The 16223-nt window shown below is 57.3% G+C and carries 18 protein-coding genes and 1 pseudogene; 7 read left to right on the top strand and 12 right to left on the bottom strand.

The features are described 5' to 3' along the window. Positions 1-5: 5 nt before the first annotated feature. From sctR to CAL20_RS02560, 10 genes are read right to left on the bottom strand one after another with little or no spacing between them, the layout of a single operon-like run. On the bottom strand, positions 6-662 hold the full coding sequence (gene sctR, locus CAL20_RS02605; RefSeq protein WP_094823866.1) for a type III secretion system export apparatus subunit SctR: 657 nt from the start codon (positions 660-662) through the stop codon (positions 6-8). Then, a complete protein-coding gene (gene sctQ, locus CAL20_RS02600) occupies positions 655-1695 on the bottom strand; it encodes a type III secretion system cytoplasmic ring protein SctQ (RefSeq protein ID WP_176456627.1) in 1041 nt (346 codons plus the stop codon). Before sctQ ends, sctR begins: the two co-directional genes overlap by 8 nt. After that, a complete protein-coding gene (locus tag CAL20_RS02595; RefSeq protein WP_094823829.1) occupies positions 1685-2167 on the bottom strand; it encodes a hypothetical protein in 483 nt (160 codons plus the stop codon). The genes sctQ and CAL20_RS02595 overlap by 11 nt, the downstream gene beginning before the upstream one ends. Further along, complete coding sequence (locus tag CAL20_RS02590) at positions 2164-3507, bottom strand: FliI/YscN family ATPase (protein WP_254924426.1); 1344 nt, start codon at positions 3505-3507, stop codon at positions 2164-2166. Before CAL20_RS02590 ends, CAL20_RS02595 begins: the two co-directional genes overlap by 4 nt. Next, complete coding sequence (gene sctL, locus CAL20_RS02585; protein ID WP_094823831.1) at positions 3504-4106, bottom strand: type III secretion system stator protein SctL; 603 nt, start codon at positions 4104-4106, stop codon at positions 3504-3506. Before sctL ends, CAL20_RS02590 begins: the two co-directional genes overlap by 4 nt. After that, positions 4103-4765, bottom strand: a complete 663-nt coding sequence (locus tag CAL20_RS02580; protein WP_094823832.1) for a hypothetical protein — start codon at positions 4763-4765, stop codon at positions 4103-4105. Before CAL20_RS02580 ends, sctL begins: the two co-directional genes overlap by 4 nt. 2 nt (positions 4766-4767) lie before the next feature. Then, the gene (gene sctJ, locus CAL20_RS02575; protein ID WP_217903953.1) at positions 4768-5547 is read right to left on the bottom strand and encodes a type III secretion system inner membrane ring lipoprotein SctJ; all 780 of its coding nucleotides are present in this window, start codon (positions 5545-5547) and stop codon (positions 4768-4770) included. A 3-nt stretch (positions 5548-5550) separates the two neighbouring features. Next, a complete protein-coding gene (locus CAL20_RS02570; RefSeq protein WP_094823833.1) occupies positions 5551-5958 on the bottom strand; it encodes a hypothetical protein in 408 nt (135 codons plus the stop codon). 36 nt (positions 5959-5994) lie between these two features. Continuing rightward, a complete protein-coding gene (locus tag CAL20_RS02565) occupies positions 5995-6204 on the bottom strand; it encodes a hypothetical protein (RefSeq protein ID WP_094823834.1) in 210 nt (69 codons plus the stop codon). A gap of 43 nt (positions 6205-6247) precedes the next feature. Beyond that, positions 6248-6832 (bottom strand): hypothetical protein, encoded by a 585-nt coding sequence (locus tag CAL20_RS02560; RefSeq protein ID WP_141217727.1) that lies wholly within the window; start codon positions 6830-6832, stop codon positions 6248-6250. Between the two features lie 360 nt (positions 6833-7192). Here CAL20_RS02560 and CAL20_RS25935 point away from each other — a divergent pair. Together CAL20_RS25935 and CAL20_RS02550 are read left to right on the top strand one after the other, a co-directional pair. After that, positions 7193-7297: pseudogene (locus CAL20_RS25935) on the top strand (SDR family NAD(P)-dependent oxidoreductase); the annotation flags it as partial. Between the two features lie 23 nt (positions 7298-7320). After that, positions 7321-7797 carry an ester cyclase gene (locus tag CAL20_RS02550; protein WP_094823836.1) on the top strand — a complete coding sequence of 159 codons (477 nt, stop codon included), beginning with the start codon at positions 7321-7323 and terminating at the stop codon, positions 7795-7797. Positions 7798-8014: 217 nt separating this feature from the next. On the opposite strand, the gene CAL20_RS02545 is transcribed toward CAL20_RS02550, so the two are convergent. Then, complete coding sequence (locus tag CAL20_RS02545) at positions 8015-8902, bottom strand: helix-turn-helix transcriptional regulator (RefSeq protein ID WP_094823837.1); 888 nt, start codon at positions 8900-8902, stop codon at positions 8015-8017. 89 nt (positions 8903-8991) lie between these two features. Between CAL20_RS02545 and CAL20_RS02540 the strand changes: the two genes are divergently transcribed. Then, positions 8992-9888: an SDR family oxidoreductase gene (locus CAL20_RS02540; protein ID WP_094823838.1), complete on the top strand. Its 897-nt coding sequence runs from the start codon at positions 8992-8994 to the stop codon at positions 9886-9888. 254 nt (positions 9889-10142) lie between these two features. On the opposite strand, the gene CAL20_RS02535 is transcribed toward CAL20_RS02540, so the two are convergent. Continuing rightward, positions 10143-11054 (bottom strand): LysR family transcriptional regulator, encoded by a 912-nt coding sequence (locus CAL20_RS02535; protein WP_217903954.1) that lies wholly within the window; start codon positions 11052-11054, stop codon positions 10143-10145. Positions 11055-11182: 128 nt separating this feature from the next. On the opposite strand from CAL20_RS02535, the gene CAL20_RS02530 reads away from it, so the two are divergent. From CAL20_RS02530 to CAL20_RS02510, 4 genes are all read left to right on the top strand, one after another. After that, positions 11183-12076 (top strand): MBL fold metallo-hydrolase, encoded by an 894-nt coding sequence (locus CAL20_RS02530; RefSeq protein WP_094837118.1) that lies wholly within the window; start codon positions 11183-11185, stop codon positions 12074-12076. Between the two features lie 21 nt (positions 12077-12097). Then, the gene (locus CAL20_RS02525; protein ID WP_094823841.1) at positions 12098-13129 is read left to right on the top strand and encodes an alpha/beta hydrolase; all 1032 of its coding nucleotides are present in this window, start codon (positions 12098-12100) and stop codon (positions 13127-13129) included. 908 nt (positions 13130-14037) lie between these two features. Next, positions 14038-14754, top strand: a complete 717-nt coding sequence (locus CAL20_RS02515; protein WP_094823843.1) for a response regulator transcription factor — start codon at positions 14038-14040, stop codon at positions 14752-14754. 170 nt (positions 14755-14924) lie between these two features. Continuing rightward, positions 14925-16121: a sensor histidine kinase gene (locus CAL20_RS02510; RefSeq protein ID WP_256981325.1), complete on the top strand. Its 1197-nt coding sequence runs from the start codon at positions 14925-14927 to the stop codon at positions 16119-16121. Positions 16122-16223 lie beyond the last annotated feature (102 nt).

Below are 16223 nucleotides of genomic sequence, written 5' to 3'. Positions count from 1 at the left end.
TCCGCTCAACCTCCATAACTGACGATCAATCCATGCATCAGGCGCGACCATCCGTCCACAATAACGAACAAAAATATTTTCAATGGAACGGAAATCAGGGCGGGCGACACCATCATCATGCCCATGGCCATCAGTATGTTGGACACGATCAAATCAATGACCAGAAACGGGATGTACAACAGAAAACCGATCTCGAACGCTCTAGCCAGCTCTGAACCGACGAAGGCAGGTACCAACACGACCAGGTCGTCGTCGCGCAAATTCTGACGCGCCTGCTCAGACCATAACCCCTCGGTCGCGTTCAGGAAGAACTCCCTTTCTTCGGGCGAGGCATATCTGGCCAGATGCGTCTGCAAGGGTCCGCGCACGCGACTGGCGATATCGCTCAAGTCTTCCATAGAATTAAGCTGTATCTGCGCCCCCTGGAATTGATGGCTGATTTCGCCGATCAGAGGTGCGGTGACGTAGCATGCCAGGATCAGAGCAATACCGTAGAGCACCAGGTTCGGCGGCGTCTGCTGCACACCAAGTGCATTACGGATCAGAAACAGCACAACAGAAATTTTCAAGAACCCGGTCATCGTCACGATGAACAGCGGCAGCAGGCCTACCGTTGCCACCAATAGGATGATGACGCCGAGATTCGGCTGATACTCAGCCATTTGCATCTGCCAGCCTCGTTACCCGAACACCGAGCGTGCCATCGAACCGTACCAACTCTCCTTGCCCGATTTTCTGCCCATTCACCATCAGGTCTACCGCCTGATCGATCCGCCGGCTCATCGGCAGCACCGCCCCCGGCTTGAGGGTCTTCAGGTCCGCCATGCTCATGGTAAGACGGCCGACTTCACACACCACCGGCACGGTCAATTGATCCAGCATCACGGACGGAACCGTTTGCGTTTCGGTATTGATTTCTTCCACGGCAACCTCTCTTCGTTCATCGATATACCAAGCGCTGCACATGACGTAACCGCCATCCTGCTCGCGGACATCGGCCAGCAGCGAGGGCGCTACGGCCAAATGCAGCCCATCCAACGGCCGGTTCAACAGCACGACATCCCCCGGCCTCAAGGAAGCCAACTGGACAAGGCTCAGCATCTGCCGCCCGGCCTGAAGCGCTGCCAGGATAGGCACACGCTGCCAGATTTCCTCATGGGCCTGCTCGCGCGGCAGGCGGCTCATGGTGGCGTCGGGCAAATCCAGCCATATCAAGGCGCCCTGCGCCTCTTCGGCGCCCTCAGGAAACAAGGCCACGCGACGAAGACCGGGAGCGGCATTCTGGTGCCCGTCCTTGGGAGACAGCACGAAGTCATGGCCGCACACGGCCTCCAGGCGTGACAGCACATTGGCCATCGCCCAGGACAGCAGGAAGACCCGCAGCGACGGCGCGATCTCAGACCACGGTGTTTGCTGCGGACGGGACATACCAGCCCGCAGGCATGCGCCATCCAACCATTTGGCATCGGCGAACAAGCGGCCGTACGCGCCCTCCATCTCAAGCGCTGCGCAACACGCATCGGCCGGTGGAGTCTGCTGCACTTCGCGCAGATTGAACGTGATCGACTCGTCAAATAGGTTGAATACCAGCGGCGACAATGCCACGCCGTCTTGTAACGCGGCCACCGCGGCCGGGTCGAAAATCGGTAACTCCTGCCACAGCGGCACCACCGGAATGGCAGCCTCATCGGCCATGGCGCGCCCCCTGCAGTTCGTCGGCCAGAAACTCCTCGCGCAACGCATTACGTTTGGACTGCTGGCGGCCATGCCAGACCGCCAACTCGTTGCAGGCTTCAAGCTTGCGCACACATTGCGCGTGATTAGCCGTAAGCTGGTCGAGCTCCGCTTGCATCTGCGCCAACTTGCCTTTCAGCTTCTGTAACGAAGCCTCCATCTCCAATAGTTGCCACGCATCGTCACTATCCTGATCGTGGACATGCATGATTTTCCGGCTATCGAAAGGTTCACTGAACAGTTCCTGCCAACGCTCATGCTTTCGCTGCCGTATCGAAACCATCGTTTCCTCGGAACGATGGCTCTCGGCCAGGAACTCCTGCTCGACGCGTTCGCAGTGCCTGGCCTGGAGACTCTTCAAATACAGCAGCCGCTCCTCGCGCCGGAGACGGATTTCCTTCACAGTACGGATTCTCTTCAGTTCCGCACTCACGCTATCAACTCCATCAGGCGGCTGCGCGTCTCGGAAAAACTGGATATCGTTTTCATGTCCTGGCACAGAAAGCTTTCTATCGCCTCGTGGCGCTGGATCGCAGCGTCGGTCTGTGCATCCGTGCCGGCAGCGTATTCGCCCAGCCGGATAAGCAATTCCACTTGCGCATAGCGCGCCATCAAGTCACGCACCTGCGCGGCCGCATTACCGTGCTGGTCATGTACGACTTTGTGCATCAGACGGCTTCGGCTGCGCAGAATGTCGATCGCCGGAAACCGGTTCCTGCGCGCCAACTGAGCGTCTAGCACGATGTGGCCGTCGGCGATAGAGGTGACCTCCTCTGCGACCGGATCGGCTTCACCGTCACCTTCGACCAGCACCGTGTAAATGCCGGTAATGCTGCCGCGCACGCCTGGACCGGCACGCTCGAGCAGCTCCGGCAATGCTGCAAACAACGAAGGCGGAAATCCCCGGCGTGTGGGCGGTTCCCCGACGGCCAGACCGATCTCGCGACGCGCGCGCGCATACCGTGTCACACTATCGACCATCAACAGGACATGCTTGCCGGTATCCCGGAAATACTCCGCCACGCAAGTGGCCGTCTCCGCCGCCTTGACCCGCTCCAGGGCCGATTTATCCGAAGTCGCCACGACGGTAACCGTGCGAGCGCGGGTGTCCGGGCTCATGGCATCTTCCAGCCATTCCCGGACTTCACGACCGCGTTCGCCGATCAACGCGAGCACGATGACATCGGCCTGTGCACCCGCCAACATAGAGGCAAGCAGCGAAGACTTGCCTGCACCGGCCTCACCCAGGATAGCCACCCGCTGCCCTTGGCCCACGGTCAAGAGCCCATCGATGGCACGGATGCCCAACGGACAAGGCTCGCTGATGCGTTGGCGCTCTATCGCCGCCGGCGCTGTGCCGTGAACAGCGCGCAGGACCATCTCGCCTATTCGGCGCGGCGCCCGGGGGTCCAGGTCGTGACCAAACGCATCGATGGCCGTGCCCAGCAGCGGCTCGCCCACCGCAATGGAGAACCCCCGCGACGTGCGGTACACAGGGCAACCGGCGCTAATGCCGTTTGCCTTGGCCATCGGCGCGAGCCAGGCCAGCTCATCCGCGAAACCCACGACTTCCGCGGGAACTGGTGCATAGTCGGGCATGCTGGGCTCGATACTGCAGAATTCACCCAGCGTTGCCCCAGGCAGCCAGGCTCTGATGGTCAGCCCACGTATTTCCTGGACTTTTCCTTGCCTGGGACGGGTGTCCACCCCCTGCATGGCGATATGAATATGATGCAGGGGGTCCGCAATATCCGTTGTTAGACCTACCGTCACTTATCGCCCCCGCTGGTACGAGGTAGTGCTTTGAGAATACGCTCCCATTGGACGTGCGGCGTCAACTCGATGATGCCCGCCGGCGTTTCCAGAAAGCATTGCGATTCTTGTAAGGAATCATCTTCACGCAGCACGACCAAGCGGGCCAGATGATGCGTGACCTCTTCGCCCAGAATCGCGGCCATCCGTGGCGCCACCTTCAAGGTGAACCTGCCGGACTCTCTCAGTTCACCGATAGCCTTACGCGCGGCGAACATGACCAGGTCCTGATCAGGCATGCTATCGAGGATTTTTCTGAGCGCGGTATCGATCACCCGCACGAGGTGCGGCTCCAGCTCGGCCTTATACGACTCCCGCTCGGCCGAAATCCGTAGCGCCAACTCCGCCGCCTCGTCCATCGCGGCACGTTGGCCGTTTTCATAGCCCTCGTGCCAGGCCTGTTCGCGCAAGGCCTGCGCTTGCGCAAGGGCCTCGCTTCGTATCGCGTCCGCTTCTTGCCTGGCCTGTTCGAGAAAGCGTTCGCCCTCACGCCATGCGGCCAAACTCTCGGCACGCACGATCAAGGCGTCCTCTCGATCCGCTGGAACAGTCGCACTCATGAAGACTCTCGCAGATGACGATTCAGGACGTCGACGAGCGCCACAGCCAATTTCTCATCGACATGCCGGATACCATCCACGCCCGCCACATCCGAGTTCAGCGGCCGCTTCAAATGCACCCATGCCGCCAGGTCCTCGTCCAGCAACGAGACCTTGGCATCCAGCACAGCAAAACCCACATCGCAGATCCCGGATATCCACTCTTGTGCGGTATCCGGCCGGTGTCTCGCCTGTGCGGCCAAGGCCGTATCGTGAGCCAGATCCTGGCCCAACTCCACCCATCGCCACCACGACGCGCCAAAATACGTTTCCAGCGACCTGAGCACGGGCGCCCGCAATTCGCGCGCCAACGCCTGAGACCAGAACATCAGGCCGCAGGCTCCGGCAGCCCGTTCCCAGCCCGCCACGTCCAGAGCTACGAATCCGGCTTCCTCGGGTGCGACGGTCAACTGCGCCAGCGGCTTTACGCCAAGTGTCTGGCGCAGCAAATCGATGAGCGACGACCTGAACGGCTCCACCCCGAAGGCCTGCCGTAGCCGCGACTCGTCCTGGATCCGGAGGGGCGCCAAGCACCGCGTCAAATTTGCCACGTGCACACCGGGCAACGGATTTTTCTGAAATCGCTCCCACTCGCCGGTAGATGTCGTCGTCCTGGCCATGATTACGACGCTTGGCGATAGATACGCGTCCGTCTGGCAGACCGGGTCAAGAACCACCATGTTCCGCCGCCAGCCACGATGGCTGCCAAGACGCAGATCAACAGCGACCACTGGAAGAGCCTGCCGACGCTATGCTCAGGCACGGGCACCCCCAGCCAACTGGTCATCCTGGGCTCGGCCGCGACTTCCTCGATGGACGCCGCCACTGGAATCACCGACACTCGCTCGTAGCTCAGTCCGGAAATGCTCCCCGACACCAGCGACTTGATCTTCGGAATCAAAGGCTCGACATCTACGTTCGCTTCATAACGCACAAATACGGCGGCGGACGCCGGACGCGTCTCCTTGCTTCGCAAATCCGTATCCGGCAAATCCACATGTACCCGGGCGGTACGGATGCCATCTACCTGGGCCACAGTATTGGAGAGCTCCTGGCTCATGGCATAGACCAGTTGCGCCCGTTCCTGAATTGGCGAGGCCACTAGACCGTTGCTCTTGAAGACATCGCCCAGGGAATCGAAATGGGCCTGGGGCAGGCCGGCGGCCTCCAGCACCTGCACAGCCGATGCAAAGCGCTCTTCATCGACCATCACGGTCAGACTGCCATCCTTGGTGCTTTCCCGCCTGGCATCGATGCCATGCTTCATCAATACGGAAATCATCTGATTGGCTTGCCGCTCATTCAGGCCGGAATACAGCTCCGTTTTACAAGCCTGCAAAATCAAAACGCACATGACCAAGGCAACCGTGCGCAAAGTGCGCCAACCGATCAAATCGAACACGAATCACTGGCCTCGAATCAGAGTATTAGCGGCACCGGAAACCTGGGTTGCGCTGCGGACGACAACCTGGGTCTCAATGGAATAATCGAACATGCGATTCAGAGCATTCAGCGCGATCATCACCCTCTGATCCGTCTCCTGACCTGTACTGGCGGCCTCGGTTTTGGGCATGGTGTACAGGCGGTCGTGATTACCCGCCACGTGCTCCGCCCGCGACGAGGCTAGACTGCTCCGCGCCAGATACCCATCTAGATACTTAGCCACCACTTGGCCGATCTCACCGACACCGGAAAGATGCCGATCACGTGCCTGCAAGGCCATAACTTCGAACAAGTCCTGCGACGCAGGAGGCGCGCCGCCCTGATGCACGGAAACTTCCAGGGCGATGCCAGAAGCGCTCGGCAAATCCATTATCTGTTCTCTTTTACCTTACCCCAAGCCGAGAGATCACTCATCGGACTGGGCTTCGCTGAGCATTTCGTTCATACGGGGCATAAGGATGGTCTGTGCCAGCGCCGTCACGCCCGTCAGCATCGCTTCATCCAGCCGTGCCTGATCTTCCGAAGAATTTGCTTGGGCATTCTGAACGGCGGCGTCGAACGAGGCTTCTGCTGGCGCATTAGGTACTGCCACGGAATCAACTGGCGTCACTGACATATTCTTGCTCCTGAAAACGTTGCATGACAAAACAAACTCCGCCTCACCTGGAGACCATGACCCGCTGGGGACCAGCCTGGCCCCGATACACCGTGATCTCCGCTACGTCCCGGCTGTGCACGCCAGGACTACTGGTCACGCGTTCACTACTCACGACGGCTGCAATACGTTCACGAAAGGATGCCGGCCCCGTCACGAATAGCGCTGGAGACCGGTCATCCAACACGATGCTGATACCCGCCCCCTGCCTTGACCATTCGCTCGCCAACGCCTGGCGTTGTTCCACGTTCATCGACGGCACTGGCAGCACCTCCGTGCTGTTTTCTTTCCGGGTACTGACAAATAACGTATTACGATCCATATACCAGACCAAATCGTGGGCGTCGGTCAGGCTACGCAGAAACGCATCAGCGCTGTCGACATTTCGCAAACCACGCACCATACCGCCGACATTCCGCGACACCTTCGTTTCGATGCCCAGATTGCGCCCGAACTCGCTCAGTACGATCCGCAAGTCCTGCTCGATCACCAGATACGGATAAGGTTGATTCAACATGCCGATCTGAGTCACAGCATGGGCAGACGCGCAACCCAGCCCGATGCTCAACACAACACCAAGCATCTCCATGCGAGCACCGAAAAAGCGGAATATGCCTGCCCTTTGCATCGCACGACTCCCACACTCAATGGCGTCCATTATTGAATTCAATAGTGACAGGCACATTGCAACTGGACTACAACTCGCCGCGGCGATGCCGGAGGCTCGGCATCGTACAAACTTGGGCGGCAACCCGGTCGATCAACGGGCTAGACATGAGTACGTGGCAGACTCAGATCACGCCATGACAATTCATGTGATGAATAAACATATATACAGTTTATTTGTTGGACAAATTTTATCCTTACACCCAACATCTCACTATCGCCTGTGGCACAAGACGAACAAGTGATCCTGGTGACGGGTGCGGGATCAGGCATTGGGACGGTACATATCGCCTCCAAGGCTGCTGTCGAGGGGCTTGTGCATGTAAGTGCCAACGGACTCAGGGGGCACGCCATCACGGTGAACGCAGTCACTCCTGGCTCCGTGGCCAAGAGAACCCTAAAGGAACGCACATGAAAAAGTTAATCACAGCCCTTGCCATGGCTGCCGCTGCCGCGATGCTCGGGTCTGCTCACGCTGCGGACAAAGACGTCGTCGAAGCCCTCTACAGCCAGGTTCTTAACGCCATCACCAGCCCGGACCTGCCCTCTCGCATCGAAGCAGTCTTGGCGCCGAATTGGCAGAGCATTGGAGACTACACCAGTCCCGTGAAAACCCGGGATCAGTTTGTCACTCAACTCCAGCGGATGGGAACCATTGCTCCGAACTTTACATGGAAAGTTGAAGAGGTCCTTTCGATAGGGAATCGCTTCATCGTACGCAGCCGGGCACGTGCAACACCGACCGGAACCTTCATGGGCGTGCCTGCAACAGGACGTGGTTTCGACATCATGGCCATCGACATCCATACCGTGGAGAACAACAAGATCGTGTTGAGCTACCACATTGAAGATTGGCACCGAGCGATCGAGCAAGTTCGGGGCAAGTAAGCCGTACAAACGCCATGGGCGGCTCCAAGACCCGTGCGCTCGGCACACATCTCGGCGTTGGCGAAGAACGCCGACACCATCATCACGTGCAATCCAGTCACGTCCAAGGGCGATCGGAAGGCGGTTGACACCCACGCCGGCAGAGATCAACCCCACCAGGGCTTGCACGCTGTTCCCGCCATAGATGCGTTCCGGACGCACCCCGAAAATGCCTGCATCACCCTGGCCGCACAGAATCCGAATGTCGAACGCGGGTCCGACGGCCTGCTGCTTTCGGGTCGTGACTTAGTGACTTGATAAGTTCAGCATCCGCTGGCGTTGCCGGGTTGTAGACCACCATTGTCAAGTCCGTTCTGCCGTCGACGGAGAAGGCTGAATATTCGAGACCGATAGAGCCGAGCACAGGGTGGCGGATATACTTGACGGCTTCAATACGAGCGCTGGCAACCTCATTGTCGCGCCACATCGTGCTGAACTCTGGACTGAGCAGGCACAGTTCGTCGACTAGAGGTCCCACCTCGCTAGAGGCTCCCGCGCGAGCGACATCAGCACGAAACGCACGGACCACGTGGTGCGCCACGCTTTCCCAATCGTATTGCGACTCGCGCGCTTGCGGGTCGAGAAAGAGCATTCGCAGGATATTGCGCCGATGCAGCGGCAGCGACCCGTAGTCGCCCAACATGAGGGTCGCCGCACGATTCCAGGCGATGACATCCCAGCCTGCCGTCCTGATCACCGCCGGACTCGGATCCAGCGCGTCAAGCACACGCTGCAGTCGGGGCGTCACACTGTCATTTTTCCGGTAGCGCGCCTGAGGGGAGTAGCCCAGACCAATGAGAAATAGATGTTCACGTTCGACATCCGTGAGCATGAGCGCGCGCGCTATCCGATCAAGCACATCGGCCGAGGGAGCTCCGCCGCGTCCTTGTTCAAGCCAGGTATACCAGGTCGAACTGATATTGGCGCGTTGCGCCACCTCCTCACGGCGCAGGCCGATCGTGCGGCGGCGCGCCGTCGAGAACCCGAATGTCGCCGGATCGAGTTTGCTCCGCCGATCTCTTAGAAACATCCCTAGCGCGTTGGCTGCGTCTGAAGGTTTGTCCATCCTGTTAGTGCTTTTACCATGATAATGTCACTACTTTAAGAGTATAAAAATTGAGCATAAATTTGTCTTCATCGAAATGGAGACTGCTCATGCGAGTATTTGTTACGGGTGCTACTGGAAATATCGGCTCGAGAGTCGTGAACGAGTTGATTGCGGCAAATCATCAGGTGATCGGTCTTTGCCGTTCCGAAGAGAAAGCTGCCTCGTTGGCCGCGACCGGGGCCGAAGTACACCGAGGATCGATCGCGGATATCGATAACCTGAGGGAAGCGATCACGCGTTCGGACGGTATCATCCATCTGGCCTTCAACCACGATTTTTCGAGATTCGTGCAAAGCTGCGAGGATGACCGCGGAGTAATCAAGGCGCTCGGCTCGGCCCTCACGGGCTCGCAACGTCCATTGATCGTCACCTCGGGAACTCCGATTGCCAACACAGTACCGGGTGAACCTGCCAGGGAAGACAATGCCACCTTCGGATCCGATATCAACCCACGCGCGGCCTCCGAAGAGGCTGCCGCCTCCGTCGCCGCAGAGGGAGTTAACGTCTCGATCGTGCGGCTCCCGCAAGTCCACGATCCAGTAACGCAGGGGCTCATTACTCCCCTGATCGAGCTATATCGCGAAAAGGGTGTGTGTGCTTATGTTGGAGACGGTCTGAACCGCTGGCCCGCAGCGCACGTCCTGGATGTCGCCCAACTTTACAGGCTGGCCATCGAAAAGGCCGAACCAGGGGCCAAATATCACGCTGTCGCTGAGGAAGGCCTGCCTGTACGCGATATTGTCGAAAGTCTTGGCCGACTCTTGAAACTGCCCGTCAAATCTATTGCGCCGCAGGAGACCCAGTCCTTCTTTGGCTGGCTCTCGATGATTGCCGCACACGACATGCCCGCCTCCAGCTCGCAGACTCGGGACAAGCTCGGATGGAAGCCGAAGCAACATGGACTGCTCGCCGAACTCGAAATGCTGAAACTCCCTGGCCACTAATGCGCGCAAAAGAGATCCGGCCGCTTCGGATAGGCTGCCTCATTCGCACTTACCCCCAGGATTAGCCTGATTCAGGCAAGCTTTAATCATCGACCCAGCATGCAATTGCTGTTTGCCCGCAAAGCTGATTGCAGACCAGCCTGGGATCCACACAGGCTTTTCTGCCGTGCAAAGCATGGGCACCGGGTTGGTTCTGGAAAATATGGGCATGTGCAGTCCGAAGCCTTGGATCTAGCCGAGCCGGACTCGAGCGCCTACCCTCGTTCGCCGACGTCCTGAAAGCGATTTCTGATCCATATGCCAGCAGGATCACTGTGTGCCCGCGGATGCCATGCCATCGCCAGGCGAAATGATGGAATGTCAAATGGGAGAGGGAGCAAATCCACAAACGCCGCATAGCGCTGCAGCAGTTTCTGCGGAAGACTGGCCACGGCGTCAGTCTGAGACAGAACAAGCGCCACTTGGTTGTAACTGGGCACGGTAGCGACTACTTTTCTCGTCACGCCGAGTTTTTCCAAGATCATGTCCACCGGAGTGGAGAAGTCTGCACGGGATGAAACAACGATATGGTGCAGAGCGCAGTACTCTGCCAAATCCGGTGTGCCGGTCCCCCGGGGGTGGCCACGACGCTGCGCCAGCACGAAATCGTCACTGAGCAGAAACCGTGCCTTCAGAGGCTCAGGCACTTTGTCGATATCCCCGAGAAATAAATCGATCTCACGACGCGCCATGCGCTCAACCAGTCCGGCGTCGTCAGCGGGCACAACGGCCATCCGCAACTCCGGATTGCCATAACTCATCACCTGCGCCATTACGTCCAACGCCAGGATCGTAAACACACTGTCATTTGTCGCGACGACAAAGGTTCTGGCCGAGGTCTTGGGATCAAACTCATGCGGCTGCGTCACAGCGTCGCGGAGCCTGACAAGAGCATCGGCCAAGCTCGAACGTAATGCAAGCGCCCGCTCAGTCGGCACCATACCGCGCCCCGTTTCCGAAGGTACAAGCAGTGGGTCCTGGAACAGCTCGCGCAGGCGAGACAGATGGCCCGACAAGGTCGGTTGACTGATGTGCAGACGCTGCGCTGCGCGCGTCACGTTCAATTCGTCCAGCAATGTGTCCAACGAGATCAGCAGGTACAACTCCGATCTTTTCATATCGAACATGCCGATACCTCCCATCGAATCTAACAATTAACGGTCACTTGGGTATCGCACTTAAGCTTTCACGAGCATCAAAGAAAGTGAACACGGCACGTCCGTGCAGCAACCCGACAAACAAATCCTATTGAATAATGCCTCATACAAACAAGACGTACCAGATCGGCGACGTAACCATCACGAAAATCGAAGAAATGCGGTTGAATGTCGCTCAGCCGTCTTTTCTGTTCCCGGATTGGGACGCTGACGAGCTGGACAGAAACCTGCACTGGCTCACGCCCAGCAACATGGATGCCGCTACTGGCAACCTGATTCAGAGCATCCATACTTGGCTGGTACGGACCAAGCACCATACGATCCTCGTCGACACCGGCTCCGGCAATAACAAGGAACGGCCACGAAACACGATTTTCCATCGATTGCAGACGCCTTACCTCCAGCGCCTGGCTGCAGCGGGAGTGAAACCCGAGGATGTGGACTACGTTCTTCATACGCATCTGCACGTCGATCATGTCGGCTGGAATACAAGACTCGTAGACGGCCGCTGGATTCCTACCTTTCCGAATGCACGCCATGTGTTCTCGCATGCCGAAGAGGACTACTACAGCAGTCCGGCAAGCCATAACGACGTCAATGTGCCAAGTCTGGGGGTTTACGAAGACAGCGTTGCGCCAATTATCGCCTCGGGACAGGCCGACCGTATCAGTAACGCCGGTGGTGAGTATCTCGACAACTTTATTTTCCGGCCGTCTAAGGGACATAGCATCGGGCATATGTCGATAGAACTGCGCTCCAAAGGGACAGCTGCACTGTTCAGTGGCGACGTCATGCACCATCCCTTGCAAGTCATTCGCCCGGACTGGAACTCCGTTTTCTGTGAATGGCAGGATGAGGCACGTGCGTCCCGCCGTTGGGCACTCGAATATGCTGCCGAACGCCAGTTGCTTTTTTTCACGCCACATTTCGCAGAGAGTTCTGCTGGCTACGTGACGCGCCGCGGCGATCACTTTGCCTGGCGCTATGAATAAACCACTTTCAGGGAACTCATCATGACCGAGAAATACTCATCCTGCGGAACAGATCTCGTTTTTGACCAGTACTACGTGCCGACCGATGACGTGGGTATCGAAATTCACGTACGCAACAAGCGTCCTGCCTCTATGACGCGCTTTCGTGCAGACCGCACCATCGTAATCGTACACGGCGCGACGTTTTCGTCAGGCAGCCTTTACGACGTTCCATTCAATGGCATGTCTTTCCTCGACTTTCTGGCGGCGGCGGGTTACGACGTTCATGCGTTGGATGTCCGGGGCTACGGACATTCATCACGGCCATCGGAGATGGAATCGCCTGCAGACGAGTCAGCTCCAGTGATCGGGACGGATATAGGCGTACACGACTTGGGAGTGGTGGTGGATCACGTTCGCGCACTTCGTGGCTTGGAGCGTGTCTGCGTGTTCGGCATGTCCTGGGGGGGTACAGTGGCTGGCGCCTATACCAGCCGCAACGCGGATAAAGTTGAGAAACTCGCCCTGCTCGCGCCTCAGTGGCTAAGCGACAAGCCGATCCCGATCGACTCGGGAGGCCCTTTGGGCGCCTACAGGCTGGTCCCGGTACGGGAAAGCAAGGGTCGCTGGCTAAGCACCGCGCCCGAGCATGGACGCGCTACTTTGATACCGGATGGCTGGTTTGAGCAATGGGCGGACTTTACACTAGCCGAAGATCCATGGAGCCGGGAACGTACGCCCAATCTGATGCGCGCGAGCAACGGCCCCATCCAGGACATTCGCGACTATTGGGCCGCTGGCCGCAAGTATTACAACCCCGCAGAAATCTCGGCCCCGGTGCTGCTGATTCATGGCGAATGGGATATCGACGTACCTATCGACCTCGCTCAGGCCTTATTCCTCGAACTGAAGAATGCGGCATACCGGAAATGGGTTGAGATTGGGGAAGCCACCCACCTCGTCCTGCTCGAAAAAAATCGCCTCGTCGCATACAAGGCGATTCGTGATTTCTTCGATGAAGACTATACGCCCGAAATTGCCGAGAGCCAGACCACATTATCCAGTCTGACGTAATTCGCAGCGCTGTCATAAGTACCCTGCGATCTCGGATGTCTCCTGAGGATAGGATACCCTGGCGCGGCTGATCCGCTGCACGATATCCGAAACCAACTCAAAAAATCGGGTTGGTGCCCTCGGAGATACGAGGACACTGGTCAGCAGCGTTCTCAGATCAACAGGCAACCGTGAAACGGAGTGTTGACCGCTGGCTACAGGGTGACTGCGCGACCACAATGTCACCGTCAACCTGTCCTCGCCACATATCGGCACGGCGGTGGAACGCGTTGACCGCCGCTGCACCGCAGCGCCAGCGAAGCGTGAGGTACGATTAACAAACGCCTCCATGTCCTGGCTGAGGAATAATGATTCCGATAGCGCCTGAATAGTCGAAAGGATATAGATGGTAGGTGTCGACGCATCGTCACCGTCCCAATCTATAGAGAACTCGTGCTCCAGCAGGTCCCATGACTGATATCCAATGGCGCTCGGGGCACGGGATGCCTGGATAGACGCTCCATCCTGTAGACTCGGCATGCTGGTTGCAGCCATGTCGGCCATCCCTTTTTTATTTATGACGGGAGGACCTAATGAAGCGAACCGGAGGCTAGCTGACGGGTTGAAAGTGAGTCGCCCATACGTCACTAGCTCAACCAGGTCGTAGAAACTGATCGGCTTACAAATGCGTTGGTCTTGATCCAGACCGGGGCTGACATGAACACTCACTACGCGACCTTCTTGAGGCAAGAGAATAACTTCGGGCAGGTTGAATCATCTTAGTCAAAACCAGCCAGGAGCGTATTACGCCTGCCTTACCATTTGGTAAGAGAAAAAGCTGACAGAGCGTGCTAACGTCGTTGCTGACTCAATCAATAAGAGTCGCAGCGACGCACGAAGGCAATCGAAAAATAGCATCGGAAATAACTATGTGGCAGTGTCTTATCATTGAGGACGACCGAGAGAACGCTCGTTATCTCGCCAATGGCCTGACGGAACTCGGGCACATGGTCAGCGTCAGCAGAGATGGCGTGAGTGGCCTTGAAAACGCCATGAAGGACAAGTGGGACATCATCATTTTGGATCGCATACTGCCCAATCATGTCGATGGCCTTTCGATACTCTCCACCCTGAGATCATTGGGAAAAAAAACGCCGGTGTTGGTGTTGAGCGCGCTGTCGGCCGTTGACGATCGGGTTGACGGCCTAAGAGCAGGAGGCGATGACTATCTGGTCAAACCGTTCTCCTTTTCTGAACTCGTCGCTCGAATGGATGCGTTGGTCAGGCGCACGCGCCCCGACCATCTAGAAGTCAAACAACTTCGCATCGCAGACCTGACTGTCAATGTCGCCACACAGAAAGTGCACCGTGCCGGTCAGCCGATTTCCCTGCAACCGCAGGAATTCCGTTTGCTGGTCTATCTCATGCTCAATATGCACAGAATCGTGACACGAACAATGCTGCTCGAAACGATTTGGGGATACAGCTTTGACCCGCAGTCGAATGTTATTGATGTTCAGGTCAGCAGACTGCGTCGCAAGATCGACTCCAATTCATCCACCCCGCTGATTCACACGATACGCGGCGCGGGATACACGATCTCCGACAAGCCGAATCTCCACGATAGAAAACTCGCAGAAGCATGACGCATTTTTTTCGACGCCTATGGAACTCCATTTCCTTTCGCCTGACGTTGAATTATGGGTTACTGGCAATTTTGACGACGTTGATATTGATCGTATTCATATACGTTCAATTTATCGGGGCCCTGCGCACTGAGTATGCGCGGCAAATAACAGCGACAGCACAACGTCTAATGGTGACCTATGAAGAGGGTGGCCCCGAGGACCTGATATCGGCTATTGAACTGACGCTGTCGGATCGGATCGACTCGCCCCGCGAGATCTATTTGCTACTGGATAAAGACGGCCGCAAGCTAGCCGGAAATCTGACGAATATCCCTCTATCGAGCGCAACATCTACCGAAGTCTTTGACGCCGAGGTGATTCAAGACGGCATCCCTGCGCGTGGCCATCTGAAAGTCCAAACCCTGGCGCAGGGAGAAACGTTAGTCGTAGGACAGGATCTGAGCGAGATACGCGACATCACGGCATTGATTGGCCGGGCCACGGCAGCGGCGATTTTTTTAGCTGTACTGCTGGTACTGCTGGGAACGTATCTATTCAGAAGAGAACTGGCGTACCGTGTCAGTCACATTCGCCGCACCACGCAGCAAATCGGTGCCGGCCAACTCTCAAAGCGCATATCTCCCCCCACTAGCGAAGACGAGTTCACGCTGCTGAATCGCGATATCAACACGATGCTGGACAGGATCGAGCTCTTGATGAAGAGCGCGAGGCACATCTCGGACACCATTGCACATAATCTTCGCACTCCGCTGACTCGCATTGTTGGCGGATTGCGCGCGGCGCAACGGCCGGACGCGTCCATGACTGAAGTACTGGAAGCCAATCAGCGCGCAATAGAAGGCATCGAGAACCTGAACATCCTGCTGGAAAGACTTTTGCAAATTGCCGAGATGGAGGCAGGTATACGACGCCGCTCGTTTAGATCCTGCGAATTGAATGCCATCGTCACCGACGTGATGGAGATGCATGAGGCGCTAGCAGAAGAAAAAGGTGTTGCGTTACACAGCAGCAACCTGGATAACGTCACCCTTTCTGGCGATGTCAATTTATTGGCCAGTGCGCTCGCCAATCTGCTCCACAACGCGATTAAGTATGCCACCAGCCAGGTAGAGGTCGACGTCGTCAAGCACGGGGATGCTGCGCTTATTACGATTGAGGACGATGGCCCTGGGCTGCCTGCTACCGAGTATGAACATCTGGGCAAACACTTCTACCGATTAGATCCATCCTCGGAAGGCCATGGCTTGGGCTTGACCAGCGTAATGAATATTGTCGCCTTGCACGGCGGTACCCTCTCTTTTGCGGATGCTCAGCCAGGTCTGCGGGTCAGCTTGTCACTGCCGCTGGATTCAACACACAGTTGACACTGTGAGGGCCACCAGAACGCCCTTATCCTCGAATAAAGGTAGTGACTCACACTGTTGCCGCCGCTCAGTGTTCACGACATATACCTCCACGCGCGCTTT

Origin of the sequence: Bordetella genomosp. 4, assembly GCF_002261185.1 — a bacterium.
Lineage (GTDB): Bacteria > Pseudomonadota > Gammaproteobacteria > Burkholderiales > Burkholderiaceae_B > Bordetella_A.
The sequence above is the reverse complement of the archived record's forward strand: the minus strand, read 5'-3'. Positions and strand labels throughout refer to the sequence as shown.